19 protein-coding genes are annotated in these 20267 nt (G+C 66.2%); 9 read left to right on the top strand and 10 right to left on the bottom strand.

What is annotated here, in order from left to right; all coding sequences use genetic code 11:
- Positions 1-40: 40 nt before the first annotated feature.
- From ACFC0O_RS23960 to ACFC0O_RS23950, 3 genes are read right to left on the bottom strand one after another with little or no spacing between them, the layout of a single operon-like run.
- The gene (locus ACFC0O_RS23960; RefSeq protein WP_375961373.1) at positions 41-1321 is read right to left on the bottom strand and encodes an ABC transporter substrate-binding protein; all 1281 of its coding nucleotides are present in this window, start codon (positions 1319-1321) and stop codon (positions 41-43) included.
- Positions 1318-2151: a carbohydrate ABC transporter permease gene (locus ACFC0O_RS23955; protein ID WP_375961371.1), complete on the bottom strand. Its 834-nt coding sequence runs from the start codon at positions 2149-2151 to the stop codon at positions 1318-1320. Before ACFC0O_RS23955 ends, ACFC0O_RS23960 begins: the two co-directional genes overlap by 4 nt.
- Positions 2141-3007 (bottom strand): carbohydrate ABC transporter permease, encoded by an 867-nt coding sequence (locus tag ACFC0O_RS23950; RefSeq protein ID WP_375961369.1) that lies wholly within the window; start codon positions 3005-3007, stop codon positions 2141-2143. Before ACFC0O_RS23950 ends, ACFC0O_RS23955 begins: the two co-directional genes overlap by 11 nt.
- Positions 3008-3252: 245 nt before the next feature.
- Between ACFC0O_RS23950 and ACFC0O_RS23945 the strand changes: the two genes are divergently transcribed.
- Genes ACFC0O_RS23945 through ACFC0O_RS23930 form a run of 4 tightly spaced genes read left to right on the top strand, consistent with a single transcriptional unit; the run spans position 3253 to position 8037 of the window.
- Complete coding sequence (locus ACFC0O_RS23945) at positions 3253-5097, top strand: SCO2524 family protein (protein WP_375961367.1); 1845 nt, start codon at positions 3253-3255, stop codon at positions 5095-5097.
- Positions 5094-6032: an SCO2523 family variant P-loop protein gene (locus ACFC0O_RS23940; RefSeq protein WP_375961365.1), complete on the top strand. Its 939-nt coding sequence runs from the start codon at positions 5094-5096 to the stop codon at positions 6030-6032. Before ACFC0O_RS23945 ends, ACFC0O_RS23940 begins: the two co-directional genes overlap by 4 nt.
- Complete coding sequence (locus ACFC0O_RS23935) at positions 6029-7027, top strand: SCO2522 family protein (RefSeq protein ID WP_375961362.1); 999 nt, start codon at positions 6029-6031, stop codon at positions 7025-7027. Before ACFC0O_RS23940 ends, ACFC0O_RS23935 begins: the two co-directional genes overlap by 4 nt.
- A 2-nt stretch (positions 7028-7029) precedes the next feature.
- The gene (locus tag ACFC0O_RS23930) at positions 7030-8037 is read left to right on the top strand and encodes an SCO2521 family protein (RefSeq protein WP_375961359.1); all 1008 of its coding nucleotides are present in this window, start codon (positions 7030-7032) and stop codon (positions 8035-8037) included.
- Positions 8038-8042: 5 nt separating this feature from the next.
- Here ACFC0O_RS23930 and ACFC0O_RS23925 read toward each other — a convergent pair whose 3' ends face one another.
- From ACFC0O_RS23925 to ACFC0O_RS23915, 3 genes are all read right to left on the bottom strand, one after another.
- Positions 8043-8876, bottom strand: a complete 834-nt coding sequence (locus tag ACFC0O_RS23925) for a hypothetical protein (RefSeq protein WP_375961356.1) — start codon at positions 8874-8876, stop codon at positions 8043-8045.
- 51 nt (positions 8877-8927) lie between these two features.
- Entirely contained in the window at positions 8928-9446 is a 519-nt protein-coding gene (locus ACFC0O_RS23920; RefSeq protein WP_375961354.1) for a GNAT family N-acetyltransferase, read from the bottom strand.
- 370 nt (positions 9447-9816) lie between these two features.
- A complete protein-coding gene (locus ACFC0O_RS23915) occupies positions 9817-10020 on the bottom strand; it encodes a hypothetical protein (RefSeq protein WP_364636657.1) in 204 nt (67 codons plus the stop codon).
- A gap of 378 nt (positions 10021-10398) precedes the next feature.
- On the opposite strand from ACFC0O_RS23915, the gene ACFC0O_RS23910 reads away from it, so the two are divergent.
- The 3 genes from ACFC0O_RS23910 (at position 10399) to ACFC0O_RS23900 (ending at position 11795) form a co-directional block, all read left to right on the top strand.
- Entirely contained in the window at positions 10399-11286 is an 888-nt protein-coding gene (locus tag ACFC0O_RS23910; RefSeq protein WP_375961350.1) for a helix-turn-helix domain-containing protein, read from the top strand.
- On the top strand, positions 11283-11477 hold the full coding sequence (locus tag ACFC0O_RS23905; protein ID WP_364636653.1) for a DUF397 domain-containing protein: 195 nt from the start codon (positions 11283-11285) through the stop codon (positions 11475-11477). The genes ACFC0O_RS23910 and ACFC0O_RS23905 overlap by 4 nt, the downstream gene beginning before the upstream one ends.
- A 180-nt stretch (positions 11478-11657) precedes the next feature.
- Complete coding sequence (locus ACFC0O_RS23900) at positions 11658-11795, top strand: hypothetical protein (RefSeq protein ID WP_364636651.1); 138 nt, start codon at positions 11658-11660, stop codon at positions 11793-11795.
- A 64-nt stretch (positions 11796-11859) separates the two neighbouring features.
- Here the strand turns inward: ACFC0O_RS23900 and ACFC0O_RS23895 are convergent, their stop codons facing one another.
- The 3 genes from ACFC0O_RS23895 to ACFC0O_RS23885 are packed head-to-tail and all read right to left on the bottom strand — an operon-like array spanning position 11860 to position 15425.
- Positions 11860-12606, bottom strand: coding sequence for a succinate dehydrogenase/fumarate reductase iron-sulfur subunit (locus ACFC0O_RS23895; protein WP_375961347.1), 747 nt, complete (start codon positions 12604-12606; stop codon positions 11860-11862).
- A 2-nt stretch (positions 12607-12608) separates the two neighbouring features.
- Positions 12609-14540, bottom strand: a complete 1932-nt coding sequence (locus tag ACFC0O_RS23890; protein WP_375961345.1) for a fumarate reductase/succinate dehydrogenase flavoprotein subunit — start codon at positions 14538-14540, stop codon at positions 12609-12611.
- Positions 14541-14591: 51 nt separating this feature from the next.
- Positions 14592-15425 (bottom strand): hypothetical protein, encoded by an 834-nt coding sequence (locus ACFC0O_RS23885; RefSeq protein WP_364636645.1) that lies wholly within the window; start codon positions 15423-15425, stop codon positions 14592-14594.
- A gap of 254 nt (positions 15426-15679) precedes the next feature.
- Between ACFC0O_RS23885 and ACFC0O_RS23880 the strand changes: the two genes are divergently transcribed.
- Positions 15680-17062, top strand: coding sequence for an acetyl-CoA acetyltransferase (locus ACFC0O_RS23880; RefSeq protein WP_375961342.1), 1383 nt, complete (start codon positions 15680-15682; stop codon positions 17060-17062).
- Positions 17063-17732: 670 nt separating this feature from the next.
- Complete coding sequence (locus ACFC0O_RS23875) at positions 17733-18767, top strand: alpha/beta hydrolase (RefSeq protein ID WP_375961339.1); 1035 nt, start codon at positions 17733-17735, stop codon at positions 18765-18767.
- A 5-nt stretch (positions 18768-18772) separates the two neighbouring features.
- Here ACFC0O_RS23875 and ACFC0O_RS23870 read toward each other — a convergent pair whose 3' ends face one another.
- Entirely contained in the window at positions 18773-20164 is a 1392-nt protein-coding gene (locus tag ACFC0O_RS23870) for a wax ester/triacylglycerol synthase family O-acyltransferase (protein ID WP_375961336.1), read from the bottom strand.
- Positions 20165-20267 lie beyond the last annotated feature (103 nt).

Here is a 20267-nt window from a genome sequence, read left to right as displayed (position 1 = left end):
CCCGCCCCCTTTGTTCGCGGCCGTGCCGGGCCGATGCCGATCAACGCTGGTCCAGGGCCGCGTTCCCGGCATCCTGCGCACGCCGCAGCGCCACGTCCACGGGTACCCGGCCGAGGAACATTTCGGCGAGGATCGGATCCATGGCTTCCAGGGCCGCCGGGAATCCGGGCCCGCTGCCGCCGGCCATCCGCCCGTCGCGCAGCACCTCGAAGAACGGTGTCACATCCACCCCGTGCCGCGCCCAATAGTCCCGGTACACATGCTGTTCCGACAGCACCGCCGGAATGGTGGCCCCCGTCAGCCCGAGATGGCGATTGCCCGCCGCGCTGCCCAGCCACGCGAGCACCCGCCGCGTCTGGTCGGGATGCGGCGAGGCCGCATTGCCCGCCACCGCGATCGAATTATTGGTGCTGATCCGGCCTTTCGGCCCCTGCGGTATGAGGGTGAGCCCCCAGCGGAACCCGGCCTGCTGCGCGATGGTCGCGAGCGTGAAGCTGCCGGATTGGAACAGCGCCATCTTCCCCTGCAGGAATGCGTTTTTCGCGAAGTCCCCGCTGGTGTTCGTATCAGCGGCGGACGGCGACAGCCCGTCCCGAATGAGCCCCACCAGATAGCCGAACGCCGCGTTGCCCTGAGCATTCGCGAACTCGAACCGTTCGTCACGCTGCAATTCGGCTCCCGCCGAACCCAGGTACGGTAGTTCGATGGATTGAAAGTCCTTGGCGGCGTTGTACGGCCACGGCGCGACGGCGTGCAGTCGGCGCAGCAGCGGCCGGAACGTATCCACCGCGTCATCGGGACTCCAGCGCGCGGCGGTCACTGCCCCCGGATCGACTCCGGCGCGCTCCAGCAGGTCCCGGTTGTAGAACACCGCACTGCCGCCGTCGACGAATTGCGGTACCGCCCAGAGCTTTCCGCCACGGGTGAACTGATCGACCGCGCTGGGATCCCAGGCCGCGGCAGCTTGCGGCCCCAGCGCCGCACCGATATCGACCAGTCGCCCGCTGTCGGCGTAGTCCTCGTACAGTCCGGTCCAGAACAAATCGTCGGCGATCCCGCCCGCCACATCGAGTCGCAGCTTGCGCGCGTAGGAAGCCCACGGCACCAGGGTGATTCGTACCTCGATATCCGGATTGGCCCGCTCGAATTCATCGAGCGACGCCCGGTACGCCGGAACGAAGCTCTCATCCCAGATCCGCAATCGCACCACCGTGCGCCCACTCGATTCCCCGTCCCGCCCCAGCCACAGCGCCGCCCCCACCAGCATCGCGATGACCAGTGCGATCCCGAGCACGACCCTGGTGGAATCCTTGACCCTCATTTGAGCCCCGTCCACGCGATGGACCGCAGCACCTGCCGCTGGAACACCACGAACACCACCACCAGCGGCGCGATGGCGAGCGTGGTCGCCGCCATGATGAGCGGCCACTGCGAGTTGTACTGCGTCTGCATATTCGCGGTGGCGACCGTGAGCACCTGCCACTTCGCCCCGCTGGCCGCGACCAGCGGCCACATGAAGCTGTTCCATTGCGTGACAACGGTGATCACGGTGAGCGTGGCCAGGATCGGCCTGCTCATCGGCACCACCACGTGCACCAGGATGTCGAGCGTATTCGCCCCGTCCGTCCGGGCCGCGTCGATGAGTTCACCCGGTATCGCCCGAAAGTACTGCCGCAGCAGGAATATCGCGTACGGCGAGCCGAACAGGAACGGCAGCACCAGTGCCCAGAAGGTGTTCAACCATCCGAGCTTCGCGAACATCAGATACAGCGGAATGAGGGTGACGGCGCTGGGCACCATCATGGTGCCCAGGTACACCCAGAACAGCGCCTCCCGTCCCGGAAAGCTGGTGCGCGCGAACGCGTATGCCGCCAGGATCGAGACCAGCAGCTGTCCGACGGTGATGCACACCGTCATCAGCGCGGTCACGACCACGGCCCGGCCGAGGCCCTGATCCAGCACCGTGCGGAAGTTGTCGAGCGTCACCGGATGCGGTGGCGTCAACGCGGATTCGCCGGCGAACTGCCCGGGGGTCTTGAACGCGGTGGATGCGCTCAACACCAGCGGTGCGACAGTGAGCAGCGCCCCCGTGATCAACACCAGGTACGCCACCCCGGAACGCACCGCGCCCCTGCGCGATTCAGTATTCATAGCCGGTCCGATTCCGGAAGTACCGATGCTGTGCGAAGGTGATCGCGAACATCACGGCGAACATCACCACCGCGATGACGGCGGCCCGTCCCGGTCGCGCCGCGTCGAACGCCTCCGAATACAGCCGCATGGCAACGACATCCGTGCGATGGTCGGGCCCGCCCCGGGTGAGCGCGTACACCGCGTCGAATGTCTGAAATGCCGTCAAAACCCCCGTGGCCAGCACGAAGAACATCGTCGGCCGCAACAGCGGCAGCACCAGCCATCGCGTACGCCGCCACCCGGTGGCCCCGTCCAGCGCCCCCGCGTCGAGTATTTCCCCGGGTATAGCCCGTATCCCCGCGACGAAGAACAGTGCCACGTACCCCACGTTCATCCACACCAGCACCGCCGCCACACACGGCAGTGCCAGCACCGGCGAACTCAACCACTCCACCCGCCGCCCCAGCACCGCACTCAGCGCCCCACCCGTCGGCGCGAATATCCACTGCCACACCACTCCCACCGCCACCGGCGCACACATCCACGGCAGCGCGTACACCACCCGCAGTACCGTCCCACCGCGCCCCCGGCCCGCCAGCAGCGCCGCCACCCCGAACCCCAGCGCCGTCTGCACCGGCACCACCATCGCCGTCAGCGCGAGCGTCACCAGCAGCGAATGTCCGAACTGCCGATCCCCCAGCACCGCTCGCCAGTTCGCCAGCCCGGTGAACTCCATCGGCCCCAGCAGATTCCAGCTGTGCAGGCTGAGCCACAGCACCACCCCGATCGGAACCAGCAGAAAACAGCCGACACCGATCAAACTCGGCAACAGCAGGACATAACTGGTGGCCACACGCCTAACGGCCCGGTTCATGAGCGCCGACGCTACCGCCGCGATAACCCGGACGCGAATTCCCGCCGCCCGGTGTGTCCGCGATGAACACCGAAAGAAATCGCGGTGGTTTCGGAAGTGAAACTGGTCGATAACTCGTGCGCGAACACCGGCTCGGGGACGAAACATATTCCGGCGCAACCGATGACAAGATCTTGGGAAACGCTCACACTGGAAGGACGAGTTCGACGACGAGCCGTATCCGGTCGGCTCGTGGAGGGGGATCGATGAGGATTCGACCGCGCCAACAGCTGCTCGATCTATGGCGTTCGCATCTGGAAACGTCGTATCGGGACGGGGTCTGGGTCTGGGGTGGGCGGGACGGCAGCAATTCGATCTGCGATGCCGAACAGTTGATGTGTCTTTTGTATCCGGCGACGGAGCTTTCGAGTTTCGCGCTGGATCCGGAGCGAATCGCTACGGCCGATGATGTCGCCGCGGTGGTGTCGGTGCTGGGTGAGGATCTGCGGATCGGTGAATTCCTGGTCGAGGTCATCGAGCAGTTCTTCGATCGCTACACCGATGCCGAGGGGGAGCCGATCTTCGCGGGTGGCAGTTACTTTCGCGATGTCGGGCAGGGTGCGCCCACCGAGGAACAGCGCGCGCTCGACGTGGTCGATTCCTATTCGATGTCGCTGAGCCTGTGTATCGCGGTGCTGCGCTTCGTACGCGGTCTGCAGCGTTATCTGGGCGGGGAGGTGCGGTTGCAGGCCGGGCGGCTGGACAAGCGCATCGATGCGCTGACACCGCGCGTGCAGAGCCGATTGACCGCCGCCATGATGGGTTTGATCCGCAGTTTCGTGATTCACACGCCGCATTTCTCCTCCCCCGCCGGACAGGAGATTCTGACGCTGGTCAACCAGACCGGTTCCGCGTTCAAGGACGTCATCACCGACTTCTCCGGCACGCTGGAGCGCATCCGAGTCCAGGCGCGCAACGATATTCGCAGCCTGCGGACGCCGGATACCGATCTGCGCGATGACAACCTGCTCTTCGAATGCGGATGGAGCTGGAGCATCGACGGTAAGTCCGCACCGCGCGGTGAGCTCGACACCCGTATCGCCAGTCAGCCCGGCGTCGCGGTTTCCGAGCCGTATCTCTATTTCACGCTGGTCGCCCTGGACGGTGTCAAAGACCTTTATTCACAGCGCACGCAGGAGCCGGACCTGCTCGAGGGCGAACAATTGGCGCTCGCCGAATCGCTCAAGCGGCGTGCGGAACTCACCCAGCGTTACTGGTCCACCATTTCGCGTTTCGGCACCGGCCGCTGGCCGCTGGAGGATCTGCCGTGGCGGACCTCGGACGGTAAGCAATCGGACTACTACAGCCTGGTCGTCACGTCCTTCCTGATCCAGGACATGCTGGATCGGGAGTCCACCACCGATCTGCCGCGCACCGTCGCGGTGCTGACCCAGCTGGCGCAGCGGGCGCGGATCACCAACCGGGAGATCCCGGAGGATCCGGCCGCCACCCTGCACTATCCCGGAATCACCTTGACCCTCAAGGGATCCCAGGACGTGGGCGACGGCCCGATGATGGGATATCACGTCGCCGACTTCACCACCCTGTTGCTCAAGCGCTGTCTACAGGCGGCCCGGCTGGCACGCGATGTCGAAACCCGGGAGCAACTCCTCGATCTGGCGGCCTCGGCCATGGAGCATATGCAGGAGCGCAGCGTCACCCGCGGGCGTTCCTCCGGCCTGTGGGACAATCTCGCGCCGACCGACCATGCCGCCGAGCCCGCACCGTCCTGGTTCCTGACCGAACGAATGATGGAATCCCTTGTGGTCGCGCACAATACGTTCTCGCGCCCGCCGGTCGCCACCGCGAGCATGGTGAACAGCGCGACGGGCCGGATCAGCGAGGCCGACCACCTGCTGAACCAGGAGTTCCTGGAGATCGGCGATACCGCGTACTCGCCCCGGCGCAAGGAACTGGAGGCGATCGAGCAGTCGCTGGATCGCGCCCGCGCCATCGCCGCCAAACGCCCGCATACCGCCGAGAGTCTGGCCGCCGACGCCCTGCTGCGGCTCAACGCCCTGGCCTACGCCCGCGAGGACGCGACTCGATGAGCGTCCGGGGCATGGACCCGATGCTGGTGTTCGCGACCTCCGACAAGGGCGGCACGGGCCGATCGGTCACCAGCTGCAATATCGCGTACCGGCTCAGCCTGCGCGGTCACGATGTGGCGTACGTCGACTTCGACTTCGGATCACCCACGGCCGGTGCGCTTTTCGAGATCGGCAAGGTCGAGCGCGGTAATCCCGGTGGCGGCGGTGTGCACTCGTATCTGCTCGATCAGATCGGCGAACCGGAGCGGCTCAATGTCGCCCGCACCACCGATCGGATCGCTCTGCGCAAGGTCCCGTCCGGGGCCGGAAAGCTGGTGTTGCTGCCGGGTGATGAGGGCGGCGCGGAATTCGCCGGATGCGATGACGCGATGGTGGCGCGCGGCGTCGCCCTGCTGTCTTCGCTCCTGAGCGAATTCAGCGTGGTCATCGTGGATCTCAGCGCCGGGCGTTCGGTCGCGTTGGAGATCGCGTTGCGGGCGACCGCGTCGAATGGCTTGCGGCGCAGGCCACATCGCTGGCTGGTCTACCACCGCTGGACCCGTCAGCATGTGCTGGCGGCCGGTGGGCTGGTGCACGGCCCGCACGGATTGCTCGAGGCCGGGAGTGAATGGGGGCACGATCGCGACGCACTGCTCGCCGCCACGCGCTGTGTGCGTACCGCCGTGGCTTCGGATCGCACGCCGAGTGGTGATCGCGCACCGCAGGGCACCTGGCTGGATACGCAGGCCAAATCGCTGACGGAATTGGCGCTGGCGAACGGTCTCGGCACCGCCATGCTGCTGGGCAAGACGCCGATCGAACCGGTGCTGCAGTGGCGCGAGCAGCTGATCATGGATGTGGACGTGAATTCCAAGATCGCCAATGTGGCGACGGTGGACGCGTACATGAGCTTGGCCCGGAAGCTGACCGACAAGTCGACCTGGGATATCGAGTGATACGTCAACCAACCTACCGAGAGTCCTCGGAGGAATCGGCCGTCGCGCCGCTACCCATGGCCCATCTGTCGATCGAGATCGGCCACTTCTCGCTGGACGAGATAGTCGACGAGACCGATAAGATCCGGGCCGAATTCCGTCGCGCCGTCCCGCTGGTGCGGGCCTTCACCGAATCGGCCCGGGTCGAGTTCGGTCCCGACGCCCGGGTCAGCACCTGCTACCTCGCGGACGACTATTTCCAGACCGACCACAAACCGGCCGAGGTGCTGGACCGGCTGCTCGGCGTCGCCGCCGACGCCGGACTGACCATCGACTATCTGGCGCGCGAGTCCGGCTGCCACGAGGCCCCGGTCTTCACCGGCGGAGTCGCTGTGGGAGAACCGATTCCGGTCGCGGCCATGGTCGCCGCCCGCTTGATCGCGCAGCCCGAGGAGGAGGAGACGGCCAATGGCCGCCGCCCGCCGACCACCGAATCCGGCTGGCTGTGCAATGGGCGGCGGGAGCAGACCGGCAGATCCCGGGCGGCGATGCACCGCGAGGAATACGTTCCCCCGCGCGAACACGGCGCGCGTGAGCATTCCATCTTCCTGGATGTCGAACTGTGGCACGACCGCAGGGATGAGCGCCGCTGGTCCTGCCCGTTCCTGGCCGCGGTCTGGCAGCTGTTGCGCCTGGGGATGCTCCGGTATCACGGTGCGGCGGTGGTCGAACCCCAGCAGTGGCTGGACGGGCGGGACTGGCCGACCGCCTGGCGGGATCTGCCACCGGTGGTGCGGCTCAACGAGCAGGCCGCGCCGTTCACGGCCTATCGAACGATGTCCATGCTGCCCAAGCGCTATCTGCCCATCGAACACGCGGTGCGGGTCATCCTCGATCACCTCGCGATCGATGACGATATCGCCGCGTACGTCACCGCGCAGGGCTTCGCCGAGGGGGTCGGGGTGCCCGCCAAAGTCGTTGAACGCGTGGGACATCTGCTGCTCGAGGGGACCTGATCATGACGGCGAATACGCGTTCCGCGCCCGCGCGCGGCCGCCGGGTGTCACAGGCGCCGCTGGCGGCGCTGGGCGAGATCCGCACCTGTCTGCTGCCGCATTCCACCGCACTCGACGGTCAGGGCACCGAGGAATTCCTGGCGCTGGTCCCGGGCGCGTCGGTCAGCCGCCGGGAAAGGCCGGGGCCGCTTGCCTTTTCGCCGCCGCGCGCGGTCGGGGTGGATTGTCATCTGTCCCGGGGCGATGCGGCGAAGGCGCGCATCGTGGGTACCGTCGCCTCTACGGCCGTCCTGGTCGGCGGGCGGCTGGCGCAGATGTCCTCGCACGTCACGGTGGTGCGCGCCCCGCAGCAGCAACGCCGGTCCTGGTCGCACTACGTCGGCCGGGTCGGAACGGTGGAGGTGATCGGTACGCTGCCCGATCGCGAGGGCGCCGATCAGCAATTGACCGACGCGTACCTCGCCGCCTCGGGTCCCGGCATCCTGGATATCGCGTCCGTCTGCGCCCGGCAGTTGGATGAATTGCGCAAATCGCCGCTGCTGGACCAGAATCCACCACTGCTCGCGCCGATCACCCGGCTGCGCTGGACGGCCCGGATGGGCCGGGAACGGGGCACCTCGGTGTTCTTCCGCGTCGGCGATGACGAGCGCCCGCGGTCCGTGACCGTCACCGTGCAGCACGCCGAGGATCTGCCCGCCGCACTGCGCTTCTGCCAGGACGTCGCGGCGCACGACTGGCTGCTGACCGTCATCAATGCGAAAGTGCTGGCCGCGGACGGATTCGGCGGCGGGTACGACCGGCAGGTCGAAGTGCTGGCCCCGGTGCTCGAACATCTCGCGCACCTGTGGATGCCGGGTGCGCACGTCCCGGACAGCATGCGGGCGCTGTGGCGGAATCTGCAGTCCGATGCGGGATTCTCGCGGCAGTGGGACACCAAGGTCGCACAGCTCGAGCATCGCATCGGGGTGGCGACGTACTACGCCGCGCGCGGCGGACTCGACTATCGCTGAAAGAGCTAGAGCCGGAACCACTTTCGGACGAGCAGGGCGAAGAACACCGACATCGACACCACGCCCAGCCACGCCTCGATCGCGAACAGCGCCTCCGCGGGCGGGGCCATATCCTTGGTATTGCCCGGATCGAGCGGATTGAGGAAGCCGACGGTGCACAGGTAGACGACATCGCCCCGCGATACCGTTCCCCGCCAGAGCAGGCCGAGCAGCGAGAACACCACCAGTTGCACGGCCACCCAGCCGAGCAGCCAGAACGGCCGATATCCGTAGCCGCACAACAGATCCGAGATGGCGCCCGGTATCCGCCGCCAGACCGATGCGGTGGCGCGACGGCGCGCCCGAGCCAGCTCGAGTCCGCAGCGGTCCTCGGCCTGCACATCCTCGGTGAGGCGATGCAGTGCGACCGCCCGCCGCCAGGCCAGCACCGCGTGCGCGGGCAGTCCGGCCTTGCGCAGTTCCGCCGCCAACGTCTCGAATTCCGCTGCGAGCAGCATGTTCTGGGTCTGACTCAGGCGCAGCGGACCGCGGAATTCGATCTCGGCGGCGAGCAGTCCAGCCAGCAGCGGCGCACGCCAGGCTTCGGTGCCCGGGGCCAATTGCGGTGCCCGCTCGTACAGCGTCACGAACATCAGCCGATTACCGCGGCGGCCCAGGCTCAGCAGTTCGGATCTGTCGATCAGCGCCTCGACGCGGCCGTGGAAGTCGTCCAGCGCAGTGGGTTTCGAGAGATCGGCGGCGCTCGTCGCATCGAGTTTCTCGGTGTGCCTGGCCGCGCGGTCATCGATGTTCTCGATGACCGAATTCAGCCGCCCCCACCGCTCATCAGTCGTCGGCATTCGGTTACTCCCCCAACTGCGAACCGCCAATCAGGTTCCAGGGTAACCGTTTCAGGGCAGCAGGGCGGGTAACGGATCGGGTACCCGGTGCACCTTGTAGATCAGCACATCGCGGGGCTCGTCATCGCCGAAATACCGTTCATCGCGCTCGTGCAGTACGAAGCCGAAATCCTTGAACAGGTTGTAGGCGGGCTGATTCTTGGGGTCGACGGTCAGCAATACCTCGTCCACATCGCCCTTTTCGCGGCAGACGTCGACGGTGTGCTGGAGCAGCCCCCGGCCGTAGCCGTGACCCCGGGCATCGGGGGAGACGGCCAGGCTGATCAGCCAGGCGCGGCCACCCTCGCCGATGGTCAGGGCGTAGCCGACGACCTTCTCCTCGCCGTCGTCACCGAGTTCGACGGCGACGACGCAACCGGAACTGTGCGCGTCCAGCAGTTGGCGGAGCACGAAATACGGATAGCGGTCGCGGAAGGCCGCCGCATCGATGATCTGGATGTCGGGCAGGTCCGCCCGCTCCGGCACCCGGTACACGGGCGACGATCGAACTGTCTCCGCGATGGTGGTCATCTGCTCCCTTGCGTTCGTACACAAGTCTCTGAGTCAAGCCTAGACGGCACACCGGGCCGGTGTCTCCGCAAACGAGCCAGGAGGCAGTGTACTCACAGGTGGGAGCCGTGGTGGGATGCGGTTCGGCCCGCCTGCCGTCTGCCGGACGGGCGGGCCGAACCGCGCTGACGCAACGCGGCGGGGGTTGGCCGGCGCACCCAGGAGGTTGGAAGGTGCGACGGCTATCGAAAGGCGGTGCGGCAGCTGTTCTGGCGGCCAGGGGCCTTCCCCGGCCCTTGGACGCGGCGCCGGCGGATGAACGCGCGGCGGCGATCGAGCATCCACCACAGTGCGCGAAAGACCGCGCGCTCATACCGGTCGGCGCCGTTTGTCATGGCAGGGCGCGCTCGTCGAGGACGCAGCGCCCCTCGTCCACCAGCGTCGCGCGGGCGCGGCGCCGCACCTTGCAGGTCTGAACCGTGCAATCGAGGTGCAATTGCATTGCGGCGTGGGCCTGTTCGGCGCTCATGACACCCGGATCCCTGCGACACCGCAGCAATCCGGCTACATGCATATTGAGGGCGGTCAGTTGCATGATCCGACCTCCGCAAGAGAGAGGTGGTAGGGGGTGACTGCTTCGGCCATGACTCCTCGTTCCGCATGGAATTCCTGAAGTGCCCGGAGCATTCAGGAAACGAAAGGGGACTGGCAACACCGCCCCGGGCACATATCCAGCACACCATGAGCAGCCGCCCGGCGGGTGATTTTCGAAGATGAGAACGCAAAATTGCGCGAATTCCCAGCAGTGAATCCAACCGGGGGAGGAAGATTCTCCATAGTGGACGAAGCCCCCAGCCGATGAGAAGTGCGTCCGGGCGGGAGCCGGTGTGCCGCAACACTATCGTGCCGCCAGCCCTCCGGCATCGTCGTGCCGCCGCCCCGCTCGTGCCCGCGACCGAGAACGGAGCGCGCTGTGTCAGAGAGCCCTGCGTCATCGACCCTGCCCCGCCGCCAGCTCGGGCGCTATTTACGGGATTGGCGGATACAGGCGGGATTGACCATCGCCGAGGCCGCCAAACTCATGGAATGGGGCGCGAGCACGCTGCAACGGCTGGAGAAGGGCAATGCCGATCGCATCCGCACCATCGACATCCACGAGCTGTGCCGCATCTACGGCATCCCGGCCGAAATCGCCGAGGGGCTCAAGGGTTTGGCGCAGCAGGCCGCGGTGAAGAGCTGGTGGCACTCCTACGGCGACCTCATCCCGGAGAACTTCGACGTCTACGTCGGCCTGGAAGCATCCGCGCAGCAGTTGTCCTGCTACCAATCGGAATTGGTGCCCGGACTGCTGCAGATCGCCGATTACGCAAGGGCCCTGAACACCCTCGGATATCCGGAAGAGTCTGCGGCAGAGGTGAATCGACGCGTCCAGCTGCGGTTGCAGCGGCAGGCGCTGATCACCCGCCGCATGCATCCGGCGACGGTCGCCATGGTGTTGCACGAATCGGTATTGCGCCGGTCGGTGGGAGGTGCAAGGGTGATGGCGGCGCAGGCGCGGCACCTGGCGGAGGTGAGCACCAGACCCAATGTCGCACTGCGCATCCTGCCCTTTGATGCCGGTGTCCCCCTGGGACTTTCGACCGGTCCATTCGTGATTCTCGAGTTCGGGACAGATGGCAAAGGGCAGCCGGTGGAACCCCCGGTGGTGTACGTGGAGGGGTTCACCGGCGATCTGTATCTCGAAAGACAGGGCGATGTTCAGCGCTATCGCCGGGCGCAGGGATGCCTGGAACGCTGCGCGCTGGAGGTCCAGGACAGCAGAAACCTGCTGCGGCAGGTGGCGAAGGAGTATTCGGCATGAGTGTGCGGGATCTGGCTGGTGCGCGCTGGTTCAAGAGCAGCCGCAGCGGGGCCGGTAAGGAGTGCGTCGAGGTGGCGTTCCTGACCGGTGGACAGGTGGGGGTGCGGGACAGCAAGAATCCCGGCGGCCCCGCCCTGGTGTTCGGTGCGCGGGAATGGGATTCGTTCACGGAATTGATCGTGCGCGATTGATAACGGTCGCCGGGCGATGAACTTCCTGTTCATCGCCCGGCCCTCCCAAGATCACGAAACGGCAGCCGTTGCATATCGAAAACATGTTTGCGACGGCTAAAGTTGGGTATCCAAGTATTCGTGGACCGAGGGCTGAAGAATTCCCGACCCCGGTACCGCAAAGTAGGTCCCGATGACTGGATGGAACGGCTGATCGTAGGGATGCTCTTCGCGGTATCGGCGATGGGCATATACGTACTCACCGGAGCATTGGTATCGGCGGTGGCCGTGGGGCTGCTGGTCGGCGCGGTGGCGCTGGGCGTCGTCGCGATGCTGTGATCCCTTCCGCCATACCGTAAAAAAACTGCCCGCCGTTCCGTGGAACGACGGGCAGTCTGCGGTCTCAGCGCCGGAAGAGCTTGTTGCCCAGCCAGACCAGCGGATCGTACTTGTGATCGGCCACCCGCTCCTTGAGCGGGATCAGCGCGTTATCGGTGATCTTGATGTGTTCCGGGCACACCTCGGTACAGCATTTGGTGATATTGCAGAATCCGAGCCCGGCCTCGTCCTGCGCGAGATCACGCCGATCGGCCACGTCCAAAGGATGCATTTCGAGTTCCGCGATCCGCATCAGATAGCGCGGCCCGGCGAACGCTTCCTTGTTCTCCTCATGATCACGGACGACGTGACAGGTGTTCTGGCACAGGAAGCATTCGATGCACTTGCGGAATTCCTGCGACCGCTCCACATCCTGCTGCTGCATGCGGTAGTCGCCCGGTTTCAGATCCACCGGGGGAGTGAAGGACGGAATTTCCCGCGCCTTCCGGTAATTGAAGGACACATCGGTGACCAGATCCCGGATCACCGGGAAGGTGCGCAGCGGCGTCACGGTGACGACGTCATCCGGTGTGAAGGTGTTCATGCGGGTCATGCACAGCAGTCGCGGCCGCCCGTTCACCTCCGCCGAACACGATCCGCACTTGCCCGCCTTGCAATTCCAGCGCACCGCCAGATCCGGTGTCTGGGTGGCCTGCAGGCGATGGATCACATCGAGCACGACCTCGCCCTCGTTCACCTGGACGGTGAAGTCCTGGAGCTCGCCGCCCTCGATATCGCCGCGCCAGACCTTGAACTTCGCGTCGTAAGCCATGGCTATTCCGCCTCTCCGGCGTCGCCGTCCCGCACGGGCGCGAGATCGGCGGTGCTGTAATACTTTTCGAGTTCGTTCAGTTCGAACAGACGCAGCAGATCGGTGCGCATGGGTATCTGCTGTTCGGGCGTGACGGTCACCGACGGCACCGAGAAACCGATCTCGTCCGGATCGATGCGGCAGACCAGCAACTTGTTCCGCCACACCGGATCCATGCCCGGATGATCGTCGCGGGTGTGCCCGCCGCGAGATTCGGTGCGCAGCAACGCCGCCTGCGCCACGCACTCGCTGATGAGCAGCATGTTCCGCAGATCCAGCGCCAGATGCCAGCCCGGATTGAACTGCCGGTGCCCCTCGATGGTGACGCCGTCGTAGCGGTCGCGCAGTTCGGACAGCTTCTCGATGGCCTGCTTCAGCTCACCCTCCTTGCGGATGATGCCGACCAGATCGTTCATGGTCTGCTGCAGGTCCAGGTGCATGGTGTACGGGTTCTCGCCCGGCCCCTCGGCGGGCGGATCGAACGGCACCACAGCGGCTTTCGCGGCGGCCGCGATATCCTGATCGGTGATCTTGGGCCGCCCGGCCAGCTGCTCCACATAGGTGGCCGCGCCCAGACCGGCGCGCCGCCCGAACACCAGCAGATCCGACAGCGAGTTGCCGCCGAGCCGGTTGGAGCCGTGCATACCGCCGGAACACTCACCGGCGGCGAACAATCCGGGCACGGTGGCCGCGCCGGTATCGGGATCGACCTCGATGCCGCCCATGACGTAGTGGCAGGTCGGGCCGACTTCCATGGGCTCGGCGGTGATGTCGACATCGGCCAGTTCCAGGAACTGGTGATGCATGGACGGCAGCCGCTTCTTGATCTCGGCGGCGGGCAGCCGGGACGAAATGTCGAGGTACACACCGCCGTGCTCGGTGCCGCGGCCCGCCTTGACCTCTTCGTTGATGGCGCGCGCCACCTCGTCGCGGGGGAGCAGATCAGGGGTGCGGCGCGCGGAGTCGTTGTCCTTCAACCACTGATCGGCCTCCTCCTCGGATTCGGCGTACTGCCCCTTGAAGACTCCGGGGATGTAGTCGAACATGAAGCGCTTGCCGTCCGAGTTCTTCAGCACGCCACCGTCACCGCGCACACCCTCGGTGACCAGGATGCCCTTCACCGACGGCGGCCAGACCATGCCGGTCGGGTGGAACTGCAGGAACTCCATATTGATCAGCGTCGCGCCCGCCCGCAGTGCGAGGGCGTGGCCGTCCCCGGTGTACTCCCAGGAATTGGATGTCACCTTGTAGGACTTGCCGATTCCGCCGGTGGCCAGCACCACGGCCGGGGTCTCGAACAGCACGAACCGGCCCGATTCCCGCCAGTAGCCGAACGCGCCGGAGATCTTGTCGCCGTCCTTGAGCAGTTCGGTGATGGTCAGTTCGGCGAAGACCTTGATGCGCGCCTCGTAATCACCGGTGGCGGCGAAGTCCTCCTGCTGCAGCGAGACGATCTTCTGCTGCATGGTGCGAATGAGTTCGAGCCCGGTGCGGTCGCCGACGTGCGCGAGCCGCGGGTAAGTGTGGCCGCCGAAATTGCGCTGGCTGATCCGGCCGTCCTTGGTCCGATCGAACAGCGCCCCATAGGTTTCCAGCTCCCACACCCGGTCCGGGGCCTCCTGCGCGTGCAGTTCGGCCATCCGCCAGTTGTTGAGGAATTTGCCACCGCGCATGGTGTCCTTGAAATGGGTCTGCCAATTGTCCTTCTCATTGGCATTGCCCATGGCGGCCGCGCAGCCGCCCTCGGCCATGACGGTGTGCGCCTTGCCGAACAGCGATTTGCACACCACCGCCACCGAGAGGCCGTGCTCGCGGGCTTCGATCACCGCGCGCAGTCCGGCGCCGCCCGCACCGATGACCACGACGTCGTACTTGTGCCGTTCGACTTCAGGCATGGAACCGAATACTCCTGACAGACTTGAGGATTGGGATCAGTCGTACCGTGCTCAGCCGATGAGACGCGGATCGCTGATGGTGCCGCTCGCGACCAACATGACGTAGAAGTCGGTGAGGATGAGCGTGCCGAGGGTGGTCCAGGCCAGCAGCATGTGCCGGGTGTTCAGCGCGGACACCTTGGTCCAGAACCAGTAGCGCACCGGATGCGCGGAGAAGTGCTTGAGCCGCCCGCCCGCGATATGCCGGCAGGAGTGGCAGGACAGCGTGTACGCCCACAGCAGCAGCGCGTTCCCGGTGATGATGATGGTGCCCAGGCCGATGCCGAAGCCACCGTCCTTGCCGTGGAACGAGATAGCCGCGTCATAGGTGTTGATCACCGCGATGATGGCCGCCACGAAGAAGAAGTAGCGGTGCGCGTTCTGGATGATCAGCGGCAGCTTGGTCTCGCCGGTGTACTTGGCGTGCGGTTCGGCCACGGCGCAGGCCGGCGGGGAGAACCACACCGCGCGGTAATAGGCCTTGCGGTAGTAGTAGCAGGTGAGCCGGAACAGCAACAGGAACGGCAACACCAGGAAGCCCAGCGGAATCCACATGGGCAGGTGGCCGATCGGCGTGCCGAGGTGACTCGAACCCTCGACGCACGACGCGCTCAGGCACGGTGAGTAGAACGGCGTCAGATAGTGGTAGTCGTTCACCCAATATGCCGCGCGCGCAAACGATCTCACGGTGGCGTAGATGACGAAGGTGCCGAGGCCCAGCACGGTGACCAGCGGTGGAACCCACCAGCTGTCGGTCCGCAGGGTGCGCGCGGAGATGGCCGCACGACCCTTGCTGAATACCCCGGTTGTGCTCGATTCAGGACCCTTGACTGGTGCGGCGCTCACTGCTGGATGCCTCGCTGCTCTACCCCGTGGAACGTCATCGTTACCTCCGGCATCGAATGTGATGGTGAGCACCCTACGACAGGGCAGCTATCACTCGAGCTCGGTACCGCGAATTCGTGATCCCGTGATTTGCGCCACAATCCGCGATTTTCCCGGCCCGTCGTTTGATTGGTGAACAAACGGCTATCTCAGCCGTCACACAGCAGCAACAACACTGTGGGACCTTGCCCTGTAGTGAGTTAGGAGCTGTTGTGATGAGAAGAGCCGCAATCGTCATGCCGATGCGCACACCGGTCGGTCTGCCGGGCGGCGCCCTCGCTGCGGTCGCCCCGCAACGGCTGATCTCCACCGTGCTCAGCGCGGTGGTGGGCCGGTCGGGCATCGACCCGTACCGCATCGAACAACTCGTCACCGCGGTGCCGGATCAGCGCGCGGTGCGCGCCGCCGTCCCGCTGGCCGGATTGCCGCCCACCGTGGGCGAATTCCCGCTCGGCGCGGGTCCGGGCGGGGGACTGCGCGCGCTGATCACCGCGGCCATGATGGTGCAGACCGGGTCGGCGGATGTGGTGCTCGCCCTCGGCGCCGAATTCCCCTGCGCCCCGGTGCAACCCAGGGGACCGGTCGGTCCGGGCCCGCTGGGTGCGGGACCGCTGCCGACCGGTCCGCGCAATGGCAGGCCCATCGGTGCGCAGCGGGTCGCACCGCCCGCGCCGAACGGTGTTGCCGTGGGTAGCGGTGTGGCCATGGGTGTCGACACCGGCGAACAGCTGGCGGTGTGGGCCGCGGCCGAGGGTGTGCGCCGTCCGCAGGAATCCAAGTACGCCGATCTGCTCGCGCAGCACTACGGGATTTCCCGGCTGGAGGCCGATGAGTTCGCCGCGGCCAGTCATCGCCGCGCCGCGCGCGCCCGGCGGCAGGGCATCTTCGGTGAGGAGACCGCGCCGGTGGTGGTGAACGCCATCGCCGGTGATGTGAATTCCGGTGTGGTGCAACTGGTCGACCGCGATGAGGGCCTGCGCGACGATGTGTCCGCGCGCGCCTTCGCGGCGCTGGAACCGTTCCTGCCGGGCGGCGTCACCACCGTCGGCAACAGCAGCACCCGCACCCTGGCCGCCTCGGCCTGCCTGGTGGTGGCCGAGGACCGCCTCGTCGATCTGGGCCTGGAACCGCTCGGCTATCTGGTCGGCTGGGCCGCCGCCACCGGTGAACCCGATCAGGCCGTGCCCGCCGCCGCTCCCGCCATCGAAAAAGCTTTGGGGCGCAGCGGTTTCGGTCTGGAAGCCCTGGATCTGCTGGAGATCGACGAGACCAGCGCGGTGGAAGTGCTTGCGCTGAACCGGCTTTGGGAGCGCGAGGGCTGGGAATTCGATTCCGCCGAGCGGCTCAATGTGCACGGCGCGGCCATCGCGCTCGGTGATCCGGGCGGGGCGGCCGGACTGCGTATGGTGACCACGCTGCTGCACGAATTGGCCCGCAGCGAAGGCGGTTACGGGCTGGCTGCCATTCCCACCGGTCCGTCCGAGGCGCTGGCCGCGGTCTTCGAATCGGCCTATACCGAACAGGTCGCGCCGACCCCGCGCGGTGCGCGCTTCCACGGGGCGCGTCCGCCCCGGCGTTTCGGCAGGCACCGCGCCTGATCCGATTTCGACACGCCGTTCGACACGCCGACTGTTGCTGCTGAACGGAAACGATCCGCGCGCCCGAATAGCACGGGGTCGGCGGTAGCGGAAGCCACTGTTTTCGGGGGAGTGCCCAAATCAGCTGTGGTTGCTGAAAATTCGCCTGATCGATAGTGCGCGTGGCGAAGAATTTTTCGCGTGATGTCTTGATCATAAAGTGGTCGCTTGTTATGTTGCCTGCGTCACGTTCATTGATGAACGTGGACGTTTCTCTTTGCGGGCAGGCGCCGTTCGCACGGGGCAACGACGAACGCGTACAAGGAGATTCACGATGGGTTCGTTGAGCGATCTGCTCGGCTCCATAATTCCGGCTCTCGGTTCCGCGGTCGCGGGCGACAGCCTGCTGGACACCTTCCTCGGCTCGCTCGCCGCTTTCCGCGGCAAGTAGCCGACGAATTCGCTAAATCACAAGCACGACAAGGAGATACACCATGGGATCACTCTGGGATGTCCTCGGTAAGGGCAGCGGCAGCATCGGCAGCCTGGGCACCACGATCGTGAACGCGCTGATCACGCTGAGCGGCGGCACCCCCGCCGCGGGCAAGTAAGACCTACGGATAGTCGATTACGGGGGCGCACCGATTCGGGTGCGCCCCCTTGGCGATAGCACAGGGGCACAGGCGATTTCATGAGTACACGGCGGTTGCGGAACACCGCGTTCGGGCTGAGTCTGCTGGCCGCGGCGCTGCTGTGGACTCCCGTCGGCCCGGCCCCGGCACCGGCGCAGGCCGCCGTTCCGGCCCGGCTGATATCGCAGACCGCAGGCGCGGGACGCCTGCTGCAGATCACCGTCTACTCACCGGCCATGGACCGCGATATCGCACTTCAGGTGCTGCGGCCCGTCGACACCGCGACCCCTGCGCCCACGCTCTATCTGCTGAACGGCGCGGGCGGCGGCGAGGACGCCGCGAGCTGGGTCGCGCAAACCGATCTGAACGGCTTCTTCGCCGATAAACAGGTCAATATCGTGGTCCCGATGGAGGGCGCGTTCAGCTACTACACCGATTGGCAGCAGGACGATCCCGGCCTGGGCAAGCTGCTCGGCAACAACGGCCGGAACAAATGGGCCACCTTCCTCACCGAGGAACTGCCGCCGGTCATCGATCACGCCTTCGGCACCAATGGGGTGAACGGCCTGGCGGGCATCTCCATGGCGGGCACCTCGGTGCTCGACCTGGCCATTGCGGCCCCCGAGCTGTATCGCACCGTCGCCGCGTACAGCGGCTGCGCCATGACCAGTGATCCACTGGGACAGTCGTTCATCAACTTCGTCATCAGCCTCGGCGGCGGTCGCGCCCAGAATATGTGGGGTCCGCTGAACGGCCCGGAATGGCGCGCGCACGATGTGCTGCTGAACGCCGACCGGCTGCCGCGCATCCCCATGTACATCTCCAGCGGCACCGGACTGCCCGGCCCGCACGATGTGCTGGCCGATCCGACCGTGCGGCAGAACACCAAGACCCTGGCCAATCAGATGATGGTCGGCGGCGGTATCGAGGCGGCAACCAACTACTGCACCGCCCGGCTCGCCGAACGCACGAATGCCCTGGGCCGCAACGACATCACCTACAACCTCGACGCGCCGGGCACCCACTCCTGGGGCTATTGGCAGGACGAGCTGCACCGGTCCTGGCCGGTGCTCGGTCCGGCGCTGGGGCTGTAAGCCGTTCAGTCCCGGTGGGATTCGAGCGCCTGCCAGAGCTCGTCGAACGAGCGCAGCAGTAATTCCCCGTAGTGCCCGGTATCGGGCAGCATGGTGGTGTCGGCGCTGAAACTGATGATCAGCTCATCGCCCTGCGAGGTGGTCAGATGCCGCAGACCGTCACCGTCCATGATCGGCAGCGCACCGAACGCGCTGATCATCGGCGCACCCAGGAAGGCCAGCCGTTCCGCCACCGGCGGCACATTGCTGACGGTGGTATTGGACAGCGGCACCTGCGCGACATCATCGAATCGCCGTTGCGCCCTGCCCCATCCGGCCAGCCGCAGCAGCCACGCGGGGGAGGTCTGCACGCGTTCCTGCCGCCGCAGATACGCCGGATCGCCGCCGCGTTCCTTCTCCCGCCGCACCGATTCCCGGATGGCCCGCAGCCGCCGCACCGGATCGGCGATATCGGTATGCAGATCGACCGACATCTGGGTGAGCTGATTCACCGAATCCCAGTGCGCGAGACCGCGCATGGAGCGCGGCACCATGGCGGCCAGCGAATCGGCGGGTGTCTCGCCCTGCTCGTCCAGGTAGGCGGCGAGCGCTCCGGCGACCACGGTCAGCACCAGATCGTTGACCGTAATCCGCTCCGGGGCAGCGGCTTTGGCCTTCAGCACGGCGGCCATGGGAATGCGCACCAGATCGAATCCGAAGCGCGGATCCACTTTTCGATTGAACCGGGTGGCGGGCCGCATGGCGAGCGGTTCCGGGGCCGATGACGGGACGGCGCGGGTGCTCCGCAATCCGAGGGCGAACCGGAGCAACCGGTACGGCTGTGTCACCACCGCGCGGGCGAGCGCCCGGCGGGCGGACCATTCCCGGGCGTCGCCGGAATCGATCGGTGTCGGTAATGCGCTGCCGTCGAACAACTTCAGTTCGAGTTCCCGGGTCGCCACACCGTCACCGGCACTGTGATGGAAGCCGAGCAGGACCAGCGTCACCGCCGCATCGGGCCTGCCCGGATATCCGGTGACCGATTCGAAGATGTGAATCCGCCACGGCGGCCGGGTCAGATCCATTCGGGTGGCGGCGATTTCGGCGATCCGGGCGCGTACCGCGCTCCAGTCCCGAGCCGATTCCATCGAGACGTGCCGATGGATGTCGAAGTCCGCGTCCCATACCCAATAGGGCAGATCCAGGTCTCCCGGCACCCGCGCCAGTCGCCGCTGGAAAAACCGGAAATGCCCGAGACGCGCTCGGACCCAGGCGATCACGGTCGCGGCATCGGTAGCCGACGCTCCGGCCGCGGTGGCATCGAAGGCGTACACCGCGACGATATTCGACGGGTGCCGCTCGAATTCGTCATAGACGAAGACGGCATCGCGCGCCGTCAATCGCTCCGCGCGACTCACACACATACTCCTGCCCGGGACCGCCCCATCGCATGGATGGGTACTGCCGGGCAGCATTGTCCCGGGCGGGAGTTTAGTGATTCCCCACGCCGGTGTGGGCGGA

The organism is Nocardia sp. NPDC056100 (assembly GCF_042266325.1).
GTDB lineage: Bacteria > Actinomycetota > Actinomycetes > Mycobacteriales > Mycobacteriaceae > Nocardia.
The sequence above is the reverse complement of the archived record's forward strand: the minus strand, read 5'-3'. Positions and strand labels throughout refer to the sequence as shown.